We start from the raw sequence: 17,283 nt of genomic DNA, 5'->3' as shown, positions 1-17,283 counted from the left end.
TTTTTACTGTTTTATTTAGGATGAAAATTTAACTTGTTCTGGATTTATGGTTTTATTGATGTGAAATTCCAACAATTTGCATAAATCATTTTTGGGTAATGAAAGGTTGATTAAATCTATTTCGGGAAACATTAATAATTTATTGAATATGGAACTGTTTCCACAACCAACCAATTGATTTATATTTTTTCCATTAAGAAAGGCAAAATCACACAAATCATCAAAGTTGTTGATGAAGGTTATAATAAGCGAAAATTCATTAAAGTCTATCTCATGCATAGTGTCTAATTTATTGGTAAAAACTAGCGCATCATTGTAGGGGAACTTGCTAAGAATTAAACGCATGTATATTCCAGATCTGTCATGAATGAGTATGTTATTTCCTTTGGACATAATGAAACATTAATTTAATTAATAAAAAAGACACCTTAGAATGAGTTATATCATAGACACTAATATCAAAACAAAACATACAATATTTAAAATCAATAACTCATAATAAGGTGTAATAAAAATTTACAGTAACTATTATTACACTCAAATTTACTTCTTTTATTTACTCAACCTTAAGCAAATTAATAACTGTAACCTAATTCAGAATAAATGATCGAATTCAGGCAAAAAGCAGGCATCTTTTATTTATTAATGTATGCAACACTTGTTTTGAGGAATAAAAATAACGGTCATATGTAAAATCATAAAAATAGTAACTGTCTTCAGAAGTGTTGAATTGACACAATAAAAAATACAGTTCATTAGTGAAACAAGCAACATTTATTAGGCAAATTCCTTTACCAATAATTTTATCAGACTTTGTAATGCAAAACCCTATATTTTTATCCGTTAAATAGGCACTAATTTGGCTGTAGAAGGTAATTATCTCTTTATTAGAATACCCTTGTTTTTTTGGTCTGATTAGTTTTAAGTAAACTTCTAAGTAATATCGTGCTCTCGATTCTTTCATGAGTTATTTACTTTTTTCATTAAGGTTAAAACCTCTTCTTTTTCACTAGATAAAACTTTAAATTTGGAACAACCACCACTTTTGTAAATAATCACTATTTGATAGGTCAATAACTTATAAAAAGAAAAAAAGAAAAAGAGAAAAAGTGCACTAATTAAATACTTTTTTTCAATGAACTTTGAAGCATAAAACAAATTGAAATGAAATAGAAACAAACCTAATGTAAAAAAGTTAAGAATTCTGTTGCGTTCTTTTAAGAGTTTAATTTCTTTGATCTCTTTTTTCAATTTATGCAAATGAAGTTCCTTAAAAAGCATGTATTCTGAAATACTTTTTTTAGGGTTTTGAAACTTTAATCTCAATTGATTATAAATACTAACCTTTCTTATCATTTTACCTATTTCTTTTATAAAGGTAATTCAGTAATAAATTACATTTTTTAGAAATTAATAAATGACAGAAAAAAGGGATTAAGAGTGAAGATTTTTTTCTGTTAAAAACAACAAATTCCTAAACTATTGATTTAGGAATTTGATTTCACAACTTTAAATATATAGTTCTAATTATTTGTTATCTTCTGATAAAATAAGCTCTTTGGTTTCTTTAACCACTTCCTTATTTTTAGACTCTTCATTTGTTTTGTTAGGAATTAACTCTACATGTTCAACAGTAGTTTTAAGTTGAGTTTCTATCAATAATTCTTGCTTTTGCAATTCGGCAGCGGTTTTTATGATTATTTCATACAGTTTAGTATAAGCTTCATTGTCTATATCTTCATTATATGCCGATTCATTCAAACGGAATAAAGACGCTTGTAAAAACTTTAATGCATTTGATTTGGTTGCTAATTGGTCCACCAGCTTTTCTACTAATGTGTACATTTGTTCGTCCACTTTGTTGTTTTCTTTTCCACTTGCTGTAGCATTATTTAAAAAATCTTTCAATAATTCAAAAATAGCGTCTGATTTTTCTTCACCCAAGTATTTAAATTGTAATGTACCTTCTGTATTTTTAGTTACATTAAAAACCCCCATTTTTTTTGAGGCATCAAAAAAGTAAGCTCCTGTGGATAATTGAAATTCTTTTTTAGCGTCTTTAACGTAACTAGGTGCTACATAAGAAGCTGTAGCTTTATCATCAATGGTTACTGCTTTTTGAGCACAAACATTAAGCGTAACTAATACTAATGCAGCTGTTGTAATTGTTTTTTTCATTTGTTGGGTTGTGTTTTATATTAATTTGTTTATTTATTACTAGAAATAGAAACTGAGTTCAGCACCTATAAAATAAAGCTATTGAACTATAATAAAAACTAATACCTGTACACCAAACCAAAAACATGTTGGATTTGATTGCCATATTTGTTTTGTTCAAAACTGGATTTACCGTGAGTTTGAAAAAGGAGTCCAAAATCAGTTATAAAATTAGTATGCGTGTTACAATCACAATGAACAAGATCTGCAAACCAAACATACAAACCAATACCATAGTTTACAGTTGGTCTAGGCAGGTTATCAATTGAGGTAATACCAGTACCTAGTGCTACAAAAGGTTCAATGCCCGGAATAATTTCATTGCCATAATTAAGGGCGTTTAAATTATACTTACAACCTACATCTAGGGCAAAGTACCTTTGTTCCTTAGTTAGGAATAAGCCATCAACCAGTTTGCCTTTTTGATACTGGTTTAAGGAAAGGGCCGTTTCAAAATAGATGTGATCTGTTACTTTTCTGTTGTAGGCCAAGTAAGAAGGGTAGGGTAGCACGTTCCATTCTTCTTCCATATTAAACAACATGTTTTTTAAGGTAAAAGAATCGTCTATGACGTTGGTTCCTAGAGTAAAACTGTTTTTACTTTTCGTTCTGTTTTGGGCAGTAGTTGGGTTGAAGCTGGTGATTAAAACCAACAGAAGTACAACTTTAGAGTTGGGTTTTAGTAGCATTTTTATAGGTAATTATTTTAATTCATGCTAAAAATATTACATTAATATTTATAAAAAAGAACCGATAAATAAGTGTAGTAAATTAAACCATAAGTGTAAGACTTACTCCTTAAAGCTTTTTTGCATCATTAAGTACTTGTTTTTGTATCCTTTTCTAAAGTAGCATCCTCTAAAGATAAACAAATTAATACCGTTGTCCCTTCTCCTAAAACAGACTCAAAAACCAACTGAGCACCATACAAGTTTGCCAATTCTTTGGCATAAGTTAGGCCAAAACCTCCTTGATATACATTGTTATTTTTAATAAAATTAAAATCATTAAAATCATTAAAATCATTATTTTGATTTAATTTTTTTAACTGTTCACTACTCATTCCTATTCCATGGTCTTTAATTTCTACGTATAAATATTGTTTTTTCGTGTAGGTTTTAATTTCAATTGAATTATTGTCTTTACTGTATTTTATAGCATTAGAAATTACATTATAAAGCACATTGAAAATAATATCTTTATCAAAATAACCTTTAGCTTTATCATCTAATTGAAAATCTTTGTGAAAGGCTATGTTTTTCTGGTCTGCCAAAGGAAAAATGATTTCAATTGATTTTTCTACAATTTCATTTAAACTACATAGTTCTTTGTTGATGATAATGCCATTTTGTTGTGTTAAAGACCATTTTAAAAGTTGTTCTGTAAAATTATAATTGTTTTGTGCGGCATTTTTTATCTTAGCTATGAAGGATTTTAATTCTTCTTTACTTAATTGATTAAAATTTTCATTGATAAAGTTGGAATATCCTAATAATGCATTAAAAGGACTTCTTAAATCATGGGAAATAATGGAAAAAATTTTATTTTGTGTGTTTTTTTTTAACATAGTTATTACTCTTTTTAATTTTAGATTATTAAAGATTGATTATTAAGCTTAATACTAAAGTAAAATCTATAAATTTAATTTGGAAGTTTTTTTTATTTTTTTTATAATTTATAATGTTAATTTAAAAAAAAACTGAGAATCGATATGGTTAGGGATGTTTAATTCCAAAGTTTTTACAACTTTTGACTAATCCAAGCATTTGCATGATCTGCATTATTGGGGCGTACCAAAATTGTATTGTTGGCATCTAACAAAAAATAACTCGGTGTACCTGAAATATGATAATCTTTTGCAGCTTGGGTATCCCAACCTTTATAATCGCAGTAGGTTTGCCACGGTGTGTTTTTGTAGGCTTCTTCAAAAGCTGTTTTATCTGTATCTATGCTTATGTAAATTAATTCTACATTCTTTGCTTTCCAAGTAGTATAAAGTTTTAATAATTCTAGTCCTTCTGCTTGACAACTAGGACACCAACTCGCCCCAAAAACCACTAATTTGTAGGTGCTTTTTAGTTTTTTTAAATTTAAGTTCTTTACTCTATTATCTTTGTTCTCAAAAATAATATTCGGAGCCGTTTTGCCAACTGCTAGTTTTCTGTATTGTTCAAATAAATTAGTGCTTTTTTCCGACAATTGGCAATTGGTTTGATTGAGCATTTGTAATGCCAAATGTTCTGCGGCCGGAAACAAACTTCTTTTTTCAAAATAATTGAATAAATGTTGTGCCACTTCTTGCTGAAAAGTAGTATTTGTAGCTAAACTTTTCACTAAGGCATCCGTGCTGGCATTAATGTGAAGGTACATTTTCTTTGGTTTCAGATGACTTTCCATTAGTTGGAAATAACCTTCAAGCAATTCTTGTATTAAACCCGAAGTATATAATTTTTCATCATTAAAATTCAATGCGTTAAAATCCTTTTCGTGTTCTGGCATTCGTTCTATATAACGATTTGCCGTTTGGGGAAAATCAGTTATGAGTTTACGAATTTTTAGATACTGTTTTGCGTAGCTGTCTTTGGGCAATTGGTTTAAGTAGGTAGTAAATTGCTGTTCTTGATTGGCAATTTCCTCTTGCAACCACTTGTGTTGGTTGGGTAATTTCTCGTATTGTGGCAACAGGTATTTTAGCCCGTTTAGTTTACTTTCTGCAGCTTGATTAATGGCAATACCATTGGCAAAAGCATCATTTTCTGGTGAGTTACTAAATTGCAGGGTGTTAAAATCTTTAACATCATCCCATTGCATTTTAAAATTTTCTTGGTTCAACAAGATGATCACGCTAGTGATGTTTTTTATATCTAAAAGTGCTGCCCCTACAAATGCTGCGGGATACTGCAACTCAAAGTTACCTATACTATCTGTGGTGGTTTTTGCCAGTTCTTTATTTGCAAAACCGTTGAAACCCAATAACAAGATTTCGCTATTTTGTAGTTGCGGAAAACTACCCTTGATGGTTTGGGCAAATAAACCGTGTGTAACCAGCAAAAACAGAATGAATATTTTTTTCATTTTTTAATTAATCAAAACAATAACATAATTATCTTCTAGTCTTTGAGACAACGTACCGTGAAGGCGTTAGATTTCAAAATTCACTTCAAATTTTAACTGCTCTATTGTATTTCGTTTGTTTTTACGTGCTTCAAAATAGGCTTTGTATAAATTTTCTAAAATTATTTGCATATATCTTACTTCTTTGTCTTTTTGTATTTTACATAAAATGTAACAACTGCTGTTGTGAAAAATTGGTATCACAAAGACGCACAAGGCACAACGGTTTTTAGATCAATTCTTGAACTTCTTTTAGAAATAAAAACGCTTCCATTTGCGTTTTTTGTTCCAACAGAAACGCTTTTTTGATTTTAAACTGTTTTATCAAAGACTATTGGTTAGAGAAGTATAAAACTTGAAACCTTCAACTTGAAACTACCTCGTTTTACTCCATGCCAATACCTGCTCAATAGTAGCCATTTTTTCTACAATAATGCCTTTGCTGTCTAATAAATACATAGTTGGCGTACCTATAACTGCATAGTTTTTAAAGTTGATGCCGCTTATACCTTCAAAGTCGCAGTATTTGTCTTGCCACGGAAAATTAGCAGCGGTGTTTTTAAATACATTTTCGTCTACATCTGAAGATATGGACAGTATTCTTATGCTTTCTGCTGTTAAATCTTTAAAGTTGTTTTGTAAACCCAATATAACTTGTTCGCAAGGCCCACAGCCTGATTGATAAAACACCAATAGCGTTTGGCTATAGCCACCAGCACCTAACTCACTGCTTTTTAGTACGGTAGTACTGTGATTGTGGTCTTCCAGTTGACCAATATGCTCGGTGATTATTAAATCCGGAGCCTGACTACCTACCATGCCTTTTACATACACCTCCATCGTCTTGCCTTCGTAACTCGTAATTTTGCCCGAACGGATGACTTTATTGGCAATGGCTTGTACATAATCATCTTTGCCGTATTGCGTCAGAAAAAAAGTCATTTTGCCCACAAAATCGGTATATTGAATAGGATTGGCCATCTTATCGTGCAATATCTTAAAATCCTCGGCAAACTTGTCTTTATCATTCACCACATGGGCTTGGTACTGCACCCAACTCTGAATAATACCCTCCCAATGCCCCGACACATACAAGTCTTGAATGCTCATTTTTTGTGTAAAAAATTCATTGAAAAGGCGGCCTTTTTCGGCATCGTTATCGGCAATTCGATGAGCATATCCCTGCATCAGATTGACAATAGGCAAAAAACGGGCATTGTAGTTGCTGTTTTGCTTTAGGCCTTCATGAAATAACTCATACGCTTGGGCTTGTACTGCTTTTTCGTTTTGAAAAGTAGCGTACAAGGGGTGTGTTTTGTCATACAATTGTGCAGCACGGCTCATCACCTCATACTTATCTATGATTTTCTGTTGCTCGCCATGGAGCCTGTTTAGCTCATTCACGGCATCAAAACCGGTGTAAACTATATTGGTGTTATCGGGCTTATCACTCAGGCACGAAATAGCAAAATCATGACCAGGTATCGCCATATCTATACCGCCACCTGTTTCTGAATTTGTTAATAACCACCTACACATACCCGTATAAGGGGCGTACTTTTCAGGAATGGTTAAGGTAAATTTGCCATTTTGGGGTATGGTATCCTGCTGCACCTTCTCGGCTTTGCTGCCTTGAAAAATGACCAGATCATACGTCTTGCCAGCAAAAGCAGGAAACTCCATGCTGATGGACTGTGCCACTGCCCCCCAAGGCAAAAAACAACATAAAATATAGATTACATACTTCATTTTTCTTTACTTTTTTTGAAAGCGTGGCGGCATGCTACCACCACACTTTACTATTTAAAACTTGACTCCTTATTCCCACTGCGAGGCTTAAGGGGCTTTTATTCTGCAATACAACGGAGCGAAAAGCCTTCCGTTCTATTCCTGGAGAAGGCCGGGTCCACGTTGCTGTTAAAGATATACACGCCGTAAGCGTTAATGCCAAACTCCGTACTACTCCAGTAGAAGCCGGTGCTGCCACGGTTGACGAGCGAGCCATCGTTATTGGTGCGGCGGCCGGCAGCAGGCAAAGTAAGTAGCTTGGTGCTGGCGTTAGGACCATAATGCAGGGCAACGCCGTAATTAGAAGCGTTACTAGAAAATGTTCCCGTTCTACTTGCGGTGTTGTTGTTGTTTACACCAGTCCACTCTGCTCTAGTAGGTACTCGGTAGCCACTTGGGCATGGGTCGTTGGCAGTTTTAGCACCACCAGCGGTACGCCAAGCGTTGTTTGCAGCATCCGTAGTACTCCAACCACTCACTGCTCCCGCATTGGCATTACCAGATGTTGGTGCAGCAGCAAAGTTGCTTGTGTTACCGGCTGTTTGCCAATCTACACGAGAGTCTCCCGTAGTGTTAGGTCCTCTTCTTCCCCATTGTATATAAGCTCCTTGTAAGCCTATTACAGGTACGTGTGGGTCTAAACTAGTGTCAGCACCAAGGTTATGGCAAAGGAATTCTTTGTAATTGGTAGCAGATACAAAAGCCCCACAGCATTGCGCATCCCTTACGTTGGGTGTAAGTTTTTGTTGGAAGGTACCTGCGGTGGTGGTATAAACCACATACAGTTCTGCTGTAAAGCCTGTTTCTGCACTCAAGGTAGCTGCGGTGGTGTTAAGATTTGATGCATATGTTACATCTACCGTAAGGTTGGTATTGGCAGCAACACTTGGGGTAACCGTGGTAGGGCTTATGCTCACTACAGGGGTACCGTTGGTGTTAACAAACACAAAGCTTACATTAGTAGAGGCTACCGTATTACTGTACGTGTACGTATAGGTTGGGGTAGCTGTAAAGTCTGCTTTATTGGCCTGGCGCGCTGCTAACGGACCAAAGGCTCCACCATCATTTATGGTAGCCACATCAAAACATGTCTTACCTGTGAAAGAAGCAGAACCCGTTGGGTTAGTAGGAGCTACAATAGGTGGTGCATTCACCGCATCAATCATGGCCTGTACTTCAGCCGCTGTAGCAGGAGAAGAAAAGGCATTAGGATTCGCAGCAATGTAGGCCAGGTAGGCCGCTTCGTTGGCAGCAACTGCACCACTTACACCCGGAAGAGCATTGTATTGGGCAGCAGTTGTACCTGCTGTAAGCGTGTTGTTACCATTGTCTGCATCTGTACCAATATTGGCAAGTAATGTTTGATTGGCGTTTACTTGGTTAATCATCGCTTGTACTTCGGCAACCGTTGCAGGGGCTGAGAACAAGTTTGGATTGGCATCAATATAATCTTGGTAAGCTGTTTCATTGGCTGGAACAACACCTGTTACACCTGGTACAGAAGCTAATTGAGTTGCTGTAACTACAGATGGAACTGTGTTAGGATCATCGCCTTCGTTACCTACCTGAACTAAAATTGGGTTAACTGGAACAAATCCGCAATCTGACCAGGCATCGTTTTGGTAACTTTTGAAACAATTAGAAGATAAATCGTAGATAATCATTCCGTTAATAGGTGTTGTGATGGCAGTTGTATTGGCCACCCTTGGTACTACAATACCTGAATTTGTAGAGACCACATCGAGTGCACCCTCTGGGTTAGTTGTTCCTATACCAACTTGGGCATAGAAACTAGTTGTTGCTAATAGAATAGCTGTTACTACTATTTTTTTCATTGAATTTATTTTAAAAAATTGTGTTTTATTTTAAATAATATTTACTCTTCTTGCTAAAGGTTCTAGTTTTTGATACAACGTACCGAAAAGCCGTATGCACGGCGGTTAATGTCCAAGTTAGCGCCACCTGAGAAGAAGTAGCGGTAACTGGAGTTAGAACCACTCACTGAACTACTCCAGAGGTAGCCGTAACTGCCCACGCTGAGGCTACCATTAAAGTAATTGCGGAGACCTGGAACAGTGAATTTGAACGGGCTAGAAAAAGCGGTTGCACTGTCGATGATACCATAAGCTGAAAATTCGGCATTGAGTTCTGCAATAGTGGGCACACGGAAACCTTCTGGACAAGGGTTGTTCACCGCAGCAACACCATTCCATAAGTTAGCGTTTTGGTTCACTCTCCAATCATGAGGGGTAATGTTTTCTGTGATGAAGAGGTTGTTTGCAGGAGTATCAGCGTTGATGGTGGTTGTTCCGTTTACTGGTGTACCTGTTGTAGAACTAGTCCAATTGATTTTTTCATGACCGTCGGCTTTTCTTCCCCATTGGTATAAATCGCCATACGCCAAATGATCTGTAGCACTTGTGGCAACTTGTTTAGCCCCTAAGTTTCTGTCCATCCATTTCTTACCAGTTGTTGAGGTAATAGGTGTTGCTGTTGCATTTACTACTGTAATCATTGCGTCTATTTCGGCAACTGTAGCTGGAGCAGAAAATAATGCTGGATTAGCATCAATGTACGCTTGGTATGCTGCTTCATTAGCAGGAACAACATAAGTTACTCCTGGTAAAGACGCTAATTGAGCTGCTGTTACTACCGATGGAACTGTGTTAGGAGCATCTCCTTCGTTACCTACTTGAACTAAAATAGCTTGTACATTCACTGCTGTAATCATTGCGTTTATTTCGGCAACTGTAGCTGGAGCAGAGAATAATGCTGGATTAGCATCAATATACGCTTGGTATGCTGCTTCGTTTGCTGGAACAACACCTGTTACACCTGGTACAGACGCTAATTGAGTTGCTGTAACTACAGATGGTACTGTGTTAGGAGCATCTCCTTCGTTACCTACTTGAACTAAAATTGGGTTAACTGGAACAAGTCCGCAATCTGACCAGGCACCGTTTTGGTAACCTTTAAAACAATTAGAAGATAAATCGTAGATAATCATTCCGTTAATAGGTGTTGTGATGGAAGCTGTATTGGCCACCCTTGGTACTACAATACCCGAATTAGTAGAGACCACATCGAGTGCTCCCTCTGGGTTAGTTGTTCCTATACCAACTTGGGCATAGAAACTAGTTGTTGCTAATAGAATAGCTGTTACTACTATTTTTTTCATTGTATTTATTTTAAAAAATTGTTTTTATTTGATTATGATAATATTTACTCTTCGGGCTAAAGGTTCTCCATTGCTAGAAAAACTATAAATAGTATCAATCCCTTTTCCTTCAATTTTTATTCGGTCTCCACTAATGTTAAAGCTTTCTAAAATGTTTTTTAATTTATCCACTCTTCGGACAGATAATAAGTTGTTAGACTGAAGCATTCCTATTGTAAACCTAAACTTACAGCATTATTTTTTATTATTTTATAATACTTTTTGTGGGTTTATATCCTTTATAGCGTGCCATAAAATAAACACTTTGTTGATACGCAACCCAAAAAACACCTTGTTTTATACAAAAAAAGATGATAAATTGAAAGATGTTGTATTCTATTAGTCATACTTGCCATTTTCTAAAAAAATCGACCGCTTCGCGGTATTAAAAAGTGGTGGCTCCAAGAGCCACCACTAAAAAGAAACAAAGGTTCTAGCCTTTGATACAACGTACCGAAAAGCCGTATGTACGGCCGTAATTGAATTCGCTAGTGCTACCTGAGAAGAAGTAGCGGTAAATGGCGTTATTACCACTTGTTGAACTGGTCCAGTAGTAACCGTTAGTGCCTTCGAAGTTGACATTACCATCACTTAAAAAACGCAGACCTGAAACAGTGAATTTAAACGGGCTATTAAATGCGCTAGTTCTATTAGTAATACTGTAAGCTGTTATTTCGGCAGATAATTCTGCGTTAGTTGGTACACGGAAACCCCATGGACAAGGGTTGTTCACCGCAGCTACACCAGTCCATAAATTATCGTCAGAGTTCACTCTCCAATCAAAAGGTGAGACAGCTTCTGTGATAAAAAGGTTGTCTGCTGGTATATCAGCTTGAATGGTGGTTGTCCCGTTTACAGGACTACCTGTGGTGCTATTAGACCACGTTATTTTTTCGTGACCATCGGCTTTTCTACCCCATTGGTATAAATCACCATACGCCAAATAATCTGTTACACTTGTTGCCACTTGCGTAGCACCTAAGTTTCTGTCCATCCAAATCTTACCAGTTGTTGAGGTAATTGTTGTTGGAGCTGTAGCATTTACTGCTGCAATCATTGCGTTTACTTCTGCAACCGTTGCTGGAGCAGAGAATAATGCTGGATTAGCATCAATGTACGCTTGGTATCCTGCTTCATTAGCAGAAACAACATCAGTTACTCCTGGTACAGACGCTAATTGAGCTGCTGTTACTACAGATGGTACTGTGTTAGGAGCATCTCCTTCGTTACCTACTTGAACTAAAATTGGGTTAACTGGAACAAATCCGCAATCTGACCAGGCACCGTTTTGGTAACCTTTAAAACAATTAGAAGATAAATCGTAGATAATCATTCCGTTAATAGGTGTTGTGACGGAAGCTGTATTGGCCACCCTTGGTACTACAATACCCGAATTAGTAGAGACCACATCGAGTGCTCCCTCTGGGTTAGTTGTTCCTATACCAACTTGGGCATAGAAACTAGTTGTTGCTAATAGAATAGCTGTTACTACTATTTTTTTCATTGAATTTATTTTAAAAAAAATTGTGTTTTATTTGATTATAATAATATTTACTCTTCTTGCTAAAGGTTCTCCTTTATTGGAAAAACTGTATGTAGTGTCAATTCCTTTGCCTTCAATTTTTATTCTGTCGCCGCTGATGTTAAAGCTTTCCAAAATGTTTTTTAGTTTGGCAACTCTTCGATTAGATAAAAGGTTATTGGATTGTACCGTTCCTAGGTTATCCGTGTAACCTTTCAGTTGCACTTTGTATTCGGGATTCTTCTGTAAATAATCAATCACAAACTTTAATTTTTGTCTAGATTCTTTGTTGGGATCCACTCTATCTAAATCATAATACATGATGTTGTATTCAAATTCCATGATGGCATTGTACTCTGGGTCTTCTGATGGGTTAAAAGGTTTGATGTCCTCAGGATTTTCTTCCGTTTCATCAGGGATACCGTTTTTGTTTTCATCAATGAATCTTCCTTGTGCATCTACTTTTAAACCAAAAACTGTATCATTTTGTAAATCCAAATAATCAGGAACACCATCTTTGTCGATGTCTACATTTTTTCGTTCCAAGTCTTCGATACGTTTTTTCAATTCTTGGTCGTCGTATTTTTCAACAGGAACTTCTGCTGTAGCTTTTTCCGAATACCAATCGGCATGAGTATCTTTTTTACCTAAGTATAAAGTAAGCCCTAAGGAAGTATTGAATAAAGTACCTGTTAAATTGTTGGCTTGTTCCGAATACGAACCGTCCCAGTTAAAATGTTGTCTTACATTACTAAGCAATGTAAAGTCACCTGATAAAACTAAACGATTAGTGATTCTAAATTGTGGTGTTACCCCAACCATTAAACCACCGTTGTCTTCGGTTACTCCTTTGTTAATACCCATTTGTGGTGCCAATTGCGAAACTTGTAAACCACCGTGTAGTAATAAACCAAATCTGTTGGTAAACGTTTCAAATTTTAAAAGTCTACCTGCATTGATAACCCCTTGTAAGCCAACACGATATTGGTTTGTTTCAAAAGGCAAAGAAGCTGTTCCTGCTTGGTTTTGCATGATATCGTATCCGAAATCTAGTTTAGCTCCGAAATACGGGTTGAACATGTATCTTAAACCTAAATCTATGTGTTCTACTCCATTAAAATTGAAGTATTTAGTTGGGTCGGATGAAAAATATCCAGTAGCATAAGGCTTTTCCGGTTTGTTTTGTCCTACATTAACTTCTACAGACCATTTGTTGTAGTCTCCATTAGCAGAATTACTTTGAGCAATTGCAAAGGTTGATGTTATTAATAAGGCAATGATTAATTTATAATTTTTCATGCTTTAATTTTTAGAGTGTATTAATTTTTTACTTACCGTAGTACCGTTATCAAAAGTAATTTTGGCTACATAAATACTTTCTTCGTGAACAAAAGCAGCGTTGAAAGTTTCCGCATTAATGTCTTGGTAATTTTGAATTAATCTACCCGTTATGTCATAAATTTGAATGGCTTTTATAGTAGCTTCAGCCGTTGCCGCTAGGGTATTGTTATTTAAAACAATTGTAGCATCCAATGACACAAAAGTAGGATTAGATAAAGCAGTAGTTTGATATACAATTTCAAATCTTTCATTGGTTACAGCATCAGTTGTTGTATAAGTAAAATCACCAGTACTAAAGTCGTGAAAAGTGTTAGCCACCTTATCATGCAAGTACACTTTTACGTTAGGGTCTGTAAACACCCCTTCTTGCGCTGTAATTCCTAACACAAAAGTTTCGGCATTGGTATTGTTTTTACGAATTCCTACGGGTACTACATCTGTAGTTGTAAAAGTAGGTCTAGCGTTAATGGCTAATCTTCTTCCATCACCCTCAAAAATAGAGTAGAACTGAGCTGTACTTACGGAATTTCTTCCCGCATCATACATTCTGTCGTAACCTAAAGTTGCTTGAGGTAAATAAGCCACTAATATTTGACTGAATACCCCGTTAGCTCCTGTCATGTTTAACTTGAAACGGTCTTTAGGAGTTGAAGTTGTATTTGAAGCAGTTGCATTAGCATTAGTTGCTCTGTAAAAATTAGTGTTGTTGTCTACAACACGCATACAGTTGTTAAAAGTAATATTAGCTGTAGCGGAAGTAGTTGTTTCACTTCCAAGCGTAGGAGTTATTCTAACTTTAAATCCTTGTCCTGAAGGTATTTTACCATTAAAATTTGCTGTTATAGCTGTTGGTGCTACAAAACCAGCTCTTGTATAAGACAAGTAATCGGCTTGTGTATAATTTCCTGAACCTGGATAGGAAACAGCGGAGTTCCAAACGTATAGCACCCCATCAATAGCTGTATTTTCTACTAAGAATTTATCTCCGTCTATAGCAGAGGGATAAGGATTTCCTAATAAAATATGGCTTCTACCACCATAAGGTTGTCCAATATCGTTAGTAAATGAACCTACGTTAATATCTCCATTATTTGCTACACCATCAATAACTACACTTACATCAGCTGTTGTACTTGCATCTAAAAAAGGAGCGGCTTGTCCCACATGAGCAATAAAACCTTTTCCTGTTTCTGTAGCCGATGTAGCTGCCCATCCACCTCCTGCACCTGTCACATATTTGTAAGAGAAATCAAAGGCTCCAGCTACACCACCAACAGCAATTGCCGATGCCATATCACCATAGAAATCACCTGCAACAGGAGTTCCAAAATACACATAATCGTATCTTTTTAGTGCTGTTCTTGTTTTGGTCATTTCAATGTTTGGTTTTCCAACACCCGTAGCTCTTTGCACAACACTAGCACTAGTAGCCATGATGATTTTGGAAGCACCTGTAACACCATTAACAATTTCTATGTTTTCGTCAGCTGCAAGGGTTACCTCAGCATTTAAAACCAAAGAGTTACAAGCGAAAGAACCCCCTGAATATGCGGCATCAATAACCACTGGGTCAGCTAAAGTGGGTGCAGACGGGCTCCATGAGCCGTTCCATGTTTTGGTAACTCCTGAAGAAGCTACTAAAGGTTGACAAGAGCCTTTTGCAGCTAATGTAAACTTGGAGTACGTGCCAAAAGGTACTGGTATTGTTGAAGTAATAGAACCTGCGGTTAAATTACTTGCGGCTCCTGTACCTAAATAGTTCAAATCAACTACTGAAGGAATTTGTTCCCATTGATTAGTAGTGCTGTTGTATCCAGCGATTACTATATCTTCCAAAGCAACACCTACCAATAAATTAGATAAATCACTTGCAGCACGCCAAGTTAAAGATAATAGCGCTGTTGAGCTGCTTTTTACATCCCAATATTCAACCGATGAAATGGCTTCTAATGTAGCATTATCAATTGTGGCACCAATAGTAGTAGGATTGGCTGTATAATAAGCACAATCGTACGCATTAGAGGTACTTGCACCTTGCACTCTTGCAGGGGCATATACCGTTCCATTACCAACAGGAAAAGTAAAATCAGCATTTCCAAAAGTACTAACATAACCGTTAACATGATGCGTATCTGATGCAGAAGCCCATGTTGTTGCAACAGGAAAATAGAGTTTTCCATAAATTGCATCAGTTCTAGTGGTAACTGTTGTTGAAGGTGAAGTCCCAAAATTAAAAGGAGAGGTAAAAACACTTACCAATCCATTATCTCCTATGTAAAGAGAACCATTTTGTTGAACTTGACCAAAAGCCGTACTGAAACTAAGTAGTATTGTAAAGAAACCCAAAACCTGAAGTTCCGTTTTCTTTATAAACGTATTTGTTTTCAAAATTATTGATTTTTAGGAGTTAGTATAATTTCTTTTTTTTTGATTTTTTTTTTCTCTTTGATAGAATAAAAAAAAAACAATAACCACACCAGCACCCATTAACAAGAAGATGTAATCTCCTATGGGAGCAGGAGGTGGTTCAGGACCGTCGTCAAAGTCATCGGCAAATGATACTATCGGAGATAATACCAAAAAGAATAAAATTATTTGACGCAAATAATTTTGGATTTTGTAATTCATAAGCTTTGCATTTTAAAGTATTGAGTACAAATATCTTTATATGTTTCCAGTATATTTGGAAAGATACATAAGTGCAAGGCAATGAATAATTATGTGTAAGGCTTTAAGGAATAAGTGTAAGTGTGCTAAAATTTAATTTTAATGAATTTATTAAAGCTTTCTTGTCTCCTTTTGGATATAGGTAAAGAGGTACCGTTAATTAGTTCACAAAAGTAGCCATCCGCTTTACTCAATTGTTTGATTAAATGGGTGTTGACCAAGTATTTATGATGAATTCTGAAAAACACATTGGGGTCCAGCAGATCTTGATATTCGCCTAAGTTTCTGGAGGACGTAATAATTCGGTTATCTGAGGTATAAAACATGGTGTATTTTCCTTCTGCCGCACAATAAAGAATTTCATCAGGACGTATCAAATCCACTTTGTTTATGGAAGGAATAGGGATGTAGTTAAAATTATCTTTGTTGGGTGTGTTTCTTTTACCGTTTTTAACATCCATTTTTTTATAACTTTTGGTTACCGCATTTAATAAATCAGCAACTTTTAAAGGTTTAAGAATGTAACCTGAAATATTTTCATTATTATTGATTACGTTGATTGCAAATTCGGAGTGCGATGTAATAAAGATGATTTCACTCTGACTTAAATCATAATTATTCACCAGGTCAAAGGAGTTTTCTCCGTTTTTAAGGTCAATATCTAAAAACAGCAAATTGGGTTTGTGTACTAAAAATAACTCAATACCATCCTTAATATTGTTTGCAAAATAGTGCGTAGTAATTTCTTTACAATATTTTTTTAGATACAATTCAATCAATTGAATACTCTCAATTTCATCATCAATAATAAGAGCAGAATAGGTATTCATATTTTTTTCTGGTTAGGTTAATTTATGTTTTTGAAATGTTTGAATGATATAATATGCCTGCTTATAAATTAATTTTCCTTAGGAAAAATAAAATTGGGATACACCTTTTTCATAACTTTTTCAACATTGAAATTTTTTCTTCTTTTTTTTATTTTTATTAATTGCATGTAAAATGAATTCATTTCTTCTGTATTAGGAATCTTTTTTTTGGAGAAGAATTTCATCTTATGAATAATTTATCCATAAAATTACTATTTTTTTTTAATTCTATATTTAAAATAAATAAATGACGCTTAAAAACTTAACAACTGATTTGTTTTTAATAATAAGTGTAATAATAATAATATTCTTACTTAATGGATTGACTTTTTTTTTCTAATAAAAGAGTTTTCCTAATTCTATTAGTTTTTTTATTTACTCTAATATCAGATTACATAAAAATTAGGATTATTTAATTGGATTCATTGCTTAATGTTATTTTACTTAGAAACGTTTATCGGATTGTAAACATTGAGTTGTCCTAAAAAAGGTTGACTCGTTAATAATTCAAATATAGTTAAATCGTAACAGAATTAATTCTGTTACGA

15 protein-coding genes are annotated in these 17,283 nt (G+C 35.2%); all 15 read right to left on the bottom strand.

Features of this window, described 5'->3' with window-relative positions:
• Positions 1-15 precede the first annotated feature (15 nt).
• A complete protein-coding gene (locus ACTF56_RS11615) occupies positions 16-393 on the bottom strand; it encodes a hypothetical protein (protein WP_438967078.1) in 378 nt (125 codons plus the stop codon).
• Between the two features lie 567 nt (positions 394-960).
• Entirely contained in the window at positions 961-1,356 is a 396-nt protein-coding gene (locus tag ACTF56_RS11610) for a hypothetical protein (RefSeq protein ID WP_438967077.1), read from the bottom strand.
• A 171-nt stretch (positions 1,357-1,527) separates the two neighbouring features.
• Positions 1,528-2,178, bottom strand: coding sequence for a hypothetical protein (locus tag ACTF56_RS11605; protein ID WP_438967076.1), 651 nt, complete (start codon positions 2,176-2,178; stop codon positions 1,528-1,530).
• Positions 2,179-2,276: 98 nt separating this feature from the next.
• Positions 2,277-2,906, bottom strand: coding sequence for a hypothetical protein (locus tag ACTF56_RS11600; RefSeq protein ID WP_438967075.1), 630 nt, complete (start codon positions 2,904-2,906; stop codon positions 2,277-2,279).
• Between the two features lie 128 nt (positions 2,907-3,034).
• A complete protein-coding gene (locus tag ACTF56_RS11595) occupies positions 3,035-3,784 on the bottom strand; it encodes a sensor histidine kinase (RefSeq protein ID WP_438967074.1) in 750 nt (249 codons plus the stop codon).
• A 173-nt stretch (positions 3,785-3,957) separates the two neighbouring features.
• Positions 3,958-5,292: a TlpA family protein disulfide reductase gene (locus ACTF56_RS11590; RefSeq protein ID WP_438967073.1), complete on the bottom strand. Its 1,335-nt coding sequence runs from the start codon at positions 5,290-5,292 to the stop codon at positions 3,958-3,960.
• 414 nt (positions 5,293-5,706) lie between these two features.
• The gene (locus ACTF56_RS11585; protein WP_438967072.1) at positions 5,707-7,080 is read right to left on the bottom strand and encodes a peroxiredoxin family protein; all 1,374 of its coding nucleotides are present in this window, start codon (positions 7,078-7,080) and stop codon (positions 5,707-5,709) included.
• A 98-nt stretch (positions 7,081-7,178) separates the two neighbouring features.
• A complete protein-coding gene (locus ACTF56_RS11580) occupies positions 7,179-8,954 on the bottom strand; it encodes a hypothetical protein (protein ID WP_438967071.1) in 1,776 nt (591 codons plus the stop codon).
• A gap of 62 nt (positions 8,955-9,016) precedes the next feature.
• Positions 9,017-10,297 carry a hypothetical protein gene (locus ACTF56_RS11575; RefSeq protein WP_438967070.1) on the bottom strand — a complete coding sequence of 427 codons (1,281 nt, stop codon included), beginning with the start codon at positions 10,295-10,297 and terminating at the stop codon, positions 9,017-9,019.
• Positions 10,298-10,321: 24 nt separating this feature from the next.
• On the bottom strand, positions 10,322-10,504 hold the full coding sequence (locus tag ACTF56_RS11570; RefSeq protein ID WP_438967069.1) for a hypothetical protein: 183 nt from the start codon (positions 10,502-10,504) through the stop codon (positions 10,322-10,324).
• Positions 10,505-10,769: 265 nt separating this feature from the next.
• Positions 10,770-11,840: a hypothetical protein gene (locus ACTF56_RS11565; RefSeq protein ID WP_438967068.1), complete on the bottom strand. Its 1,071-nt coding sequence runs from the start codon at positions 11,838-11,840 to the stop codon at positions 10,770-10,772.
• A gap of 27 nt (positions 11,841-11,867) precedes the next feature.
• Positions 11,868-13,157 carry an OmpA family protein gene (locus ACTF56_RS11560; RefSeq protein ID WP_438967067.1) on the bottom strand — a complete coding sequence of 430 codons (1,290 nt, stop codon included), beginning with the start codon at positions 13,155-13,157 and terminating at the stop codon, positions 11,868-11,870.
• 3 nt (positions 13,158-13,160) lie between these two features.
• Complete coding sequence (locus ACTF56_RS11555) at positions 13,161-15,587, bottom strand: T9SS type A sorting domain-containing protein (RefSeq protein WP_438967066.1); 2,427 nt, start codon at positions 15,585-15,587, stop codon at positions 13,161-13,163.
• Positions 15,588-15,599: 12 nt separating this feature from the next.
• Positions 15,600-15,827, bottom strand: a complete 228-nt coding sequence (locus ACTF56_RS11550) for a hypothetical protein (protein WP_438967065.1) — start codon at positions 15,825-15,827, stop codon at positions 15,600-15,602.
• Positions 15,828-15,952: 125 nt separating this feature from the next.
• Entirely contained in the window at positions 15,953-16,696 is a 744-nt protein-coding gene (locus tag ACTF56_RS11545; protein WP_438967064.1) for a LytR/AlgR family response regulator transcription factor, read from the bottom strand.
• Positions 16,697-17,283 lie beyond the last annotated feature (587 nt).

This window comes from Flavobacterium sp., from assembly GCF_965657075.1.
In the GTDB taxonomy this organism is placed as follows: domain Bacteria; phylum Bacteroidota; class Bacteroidia; order Flavobacteriales; family Flavobacteriaceae; genus Flavobacterium.
This window is presented reverse-complemented; position numbering and strand designations above follow the sequence as displayed.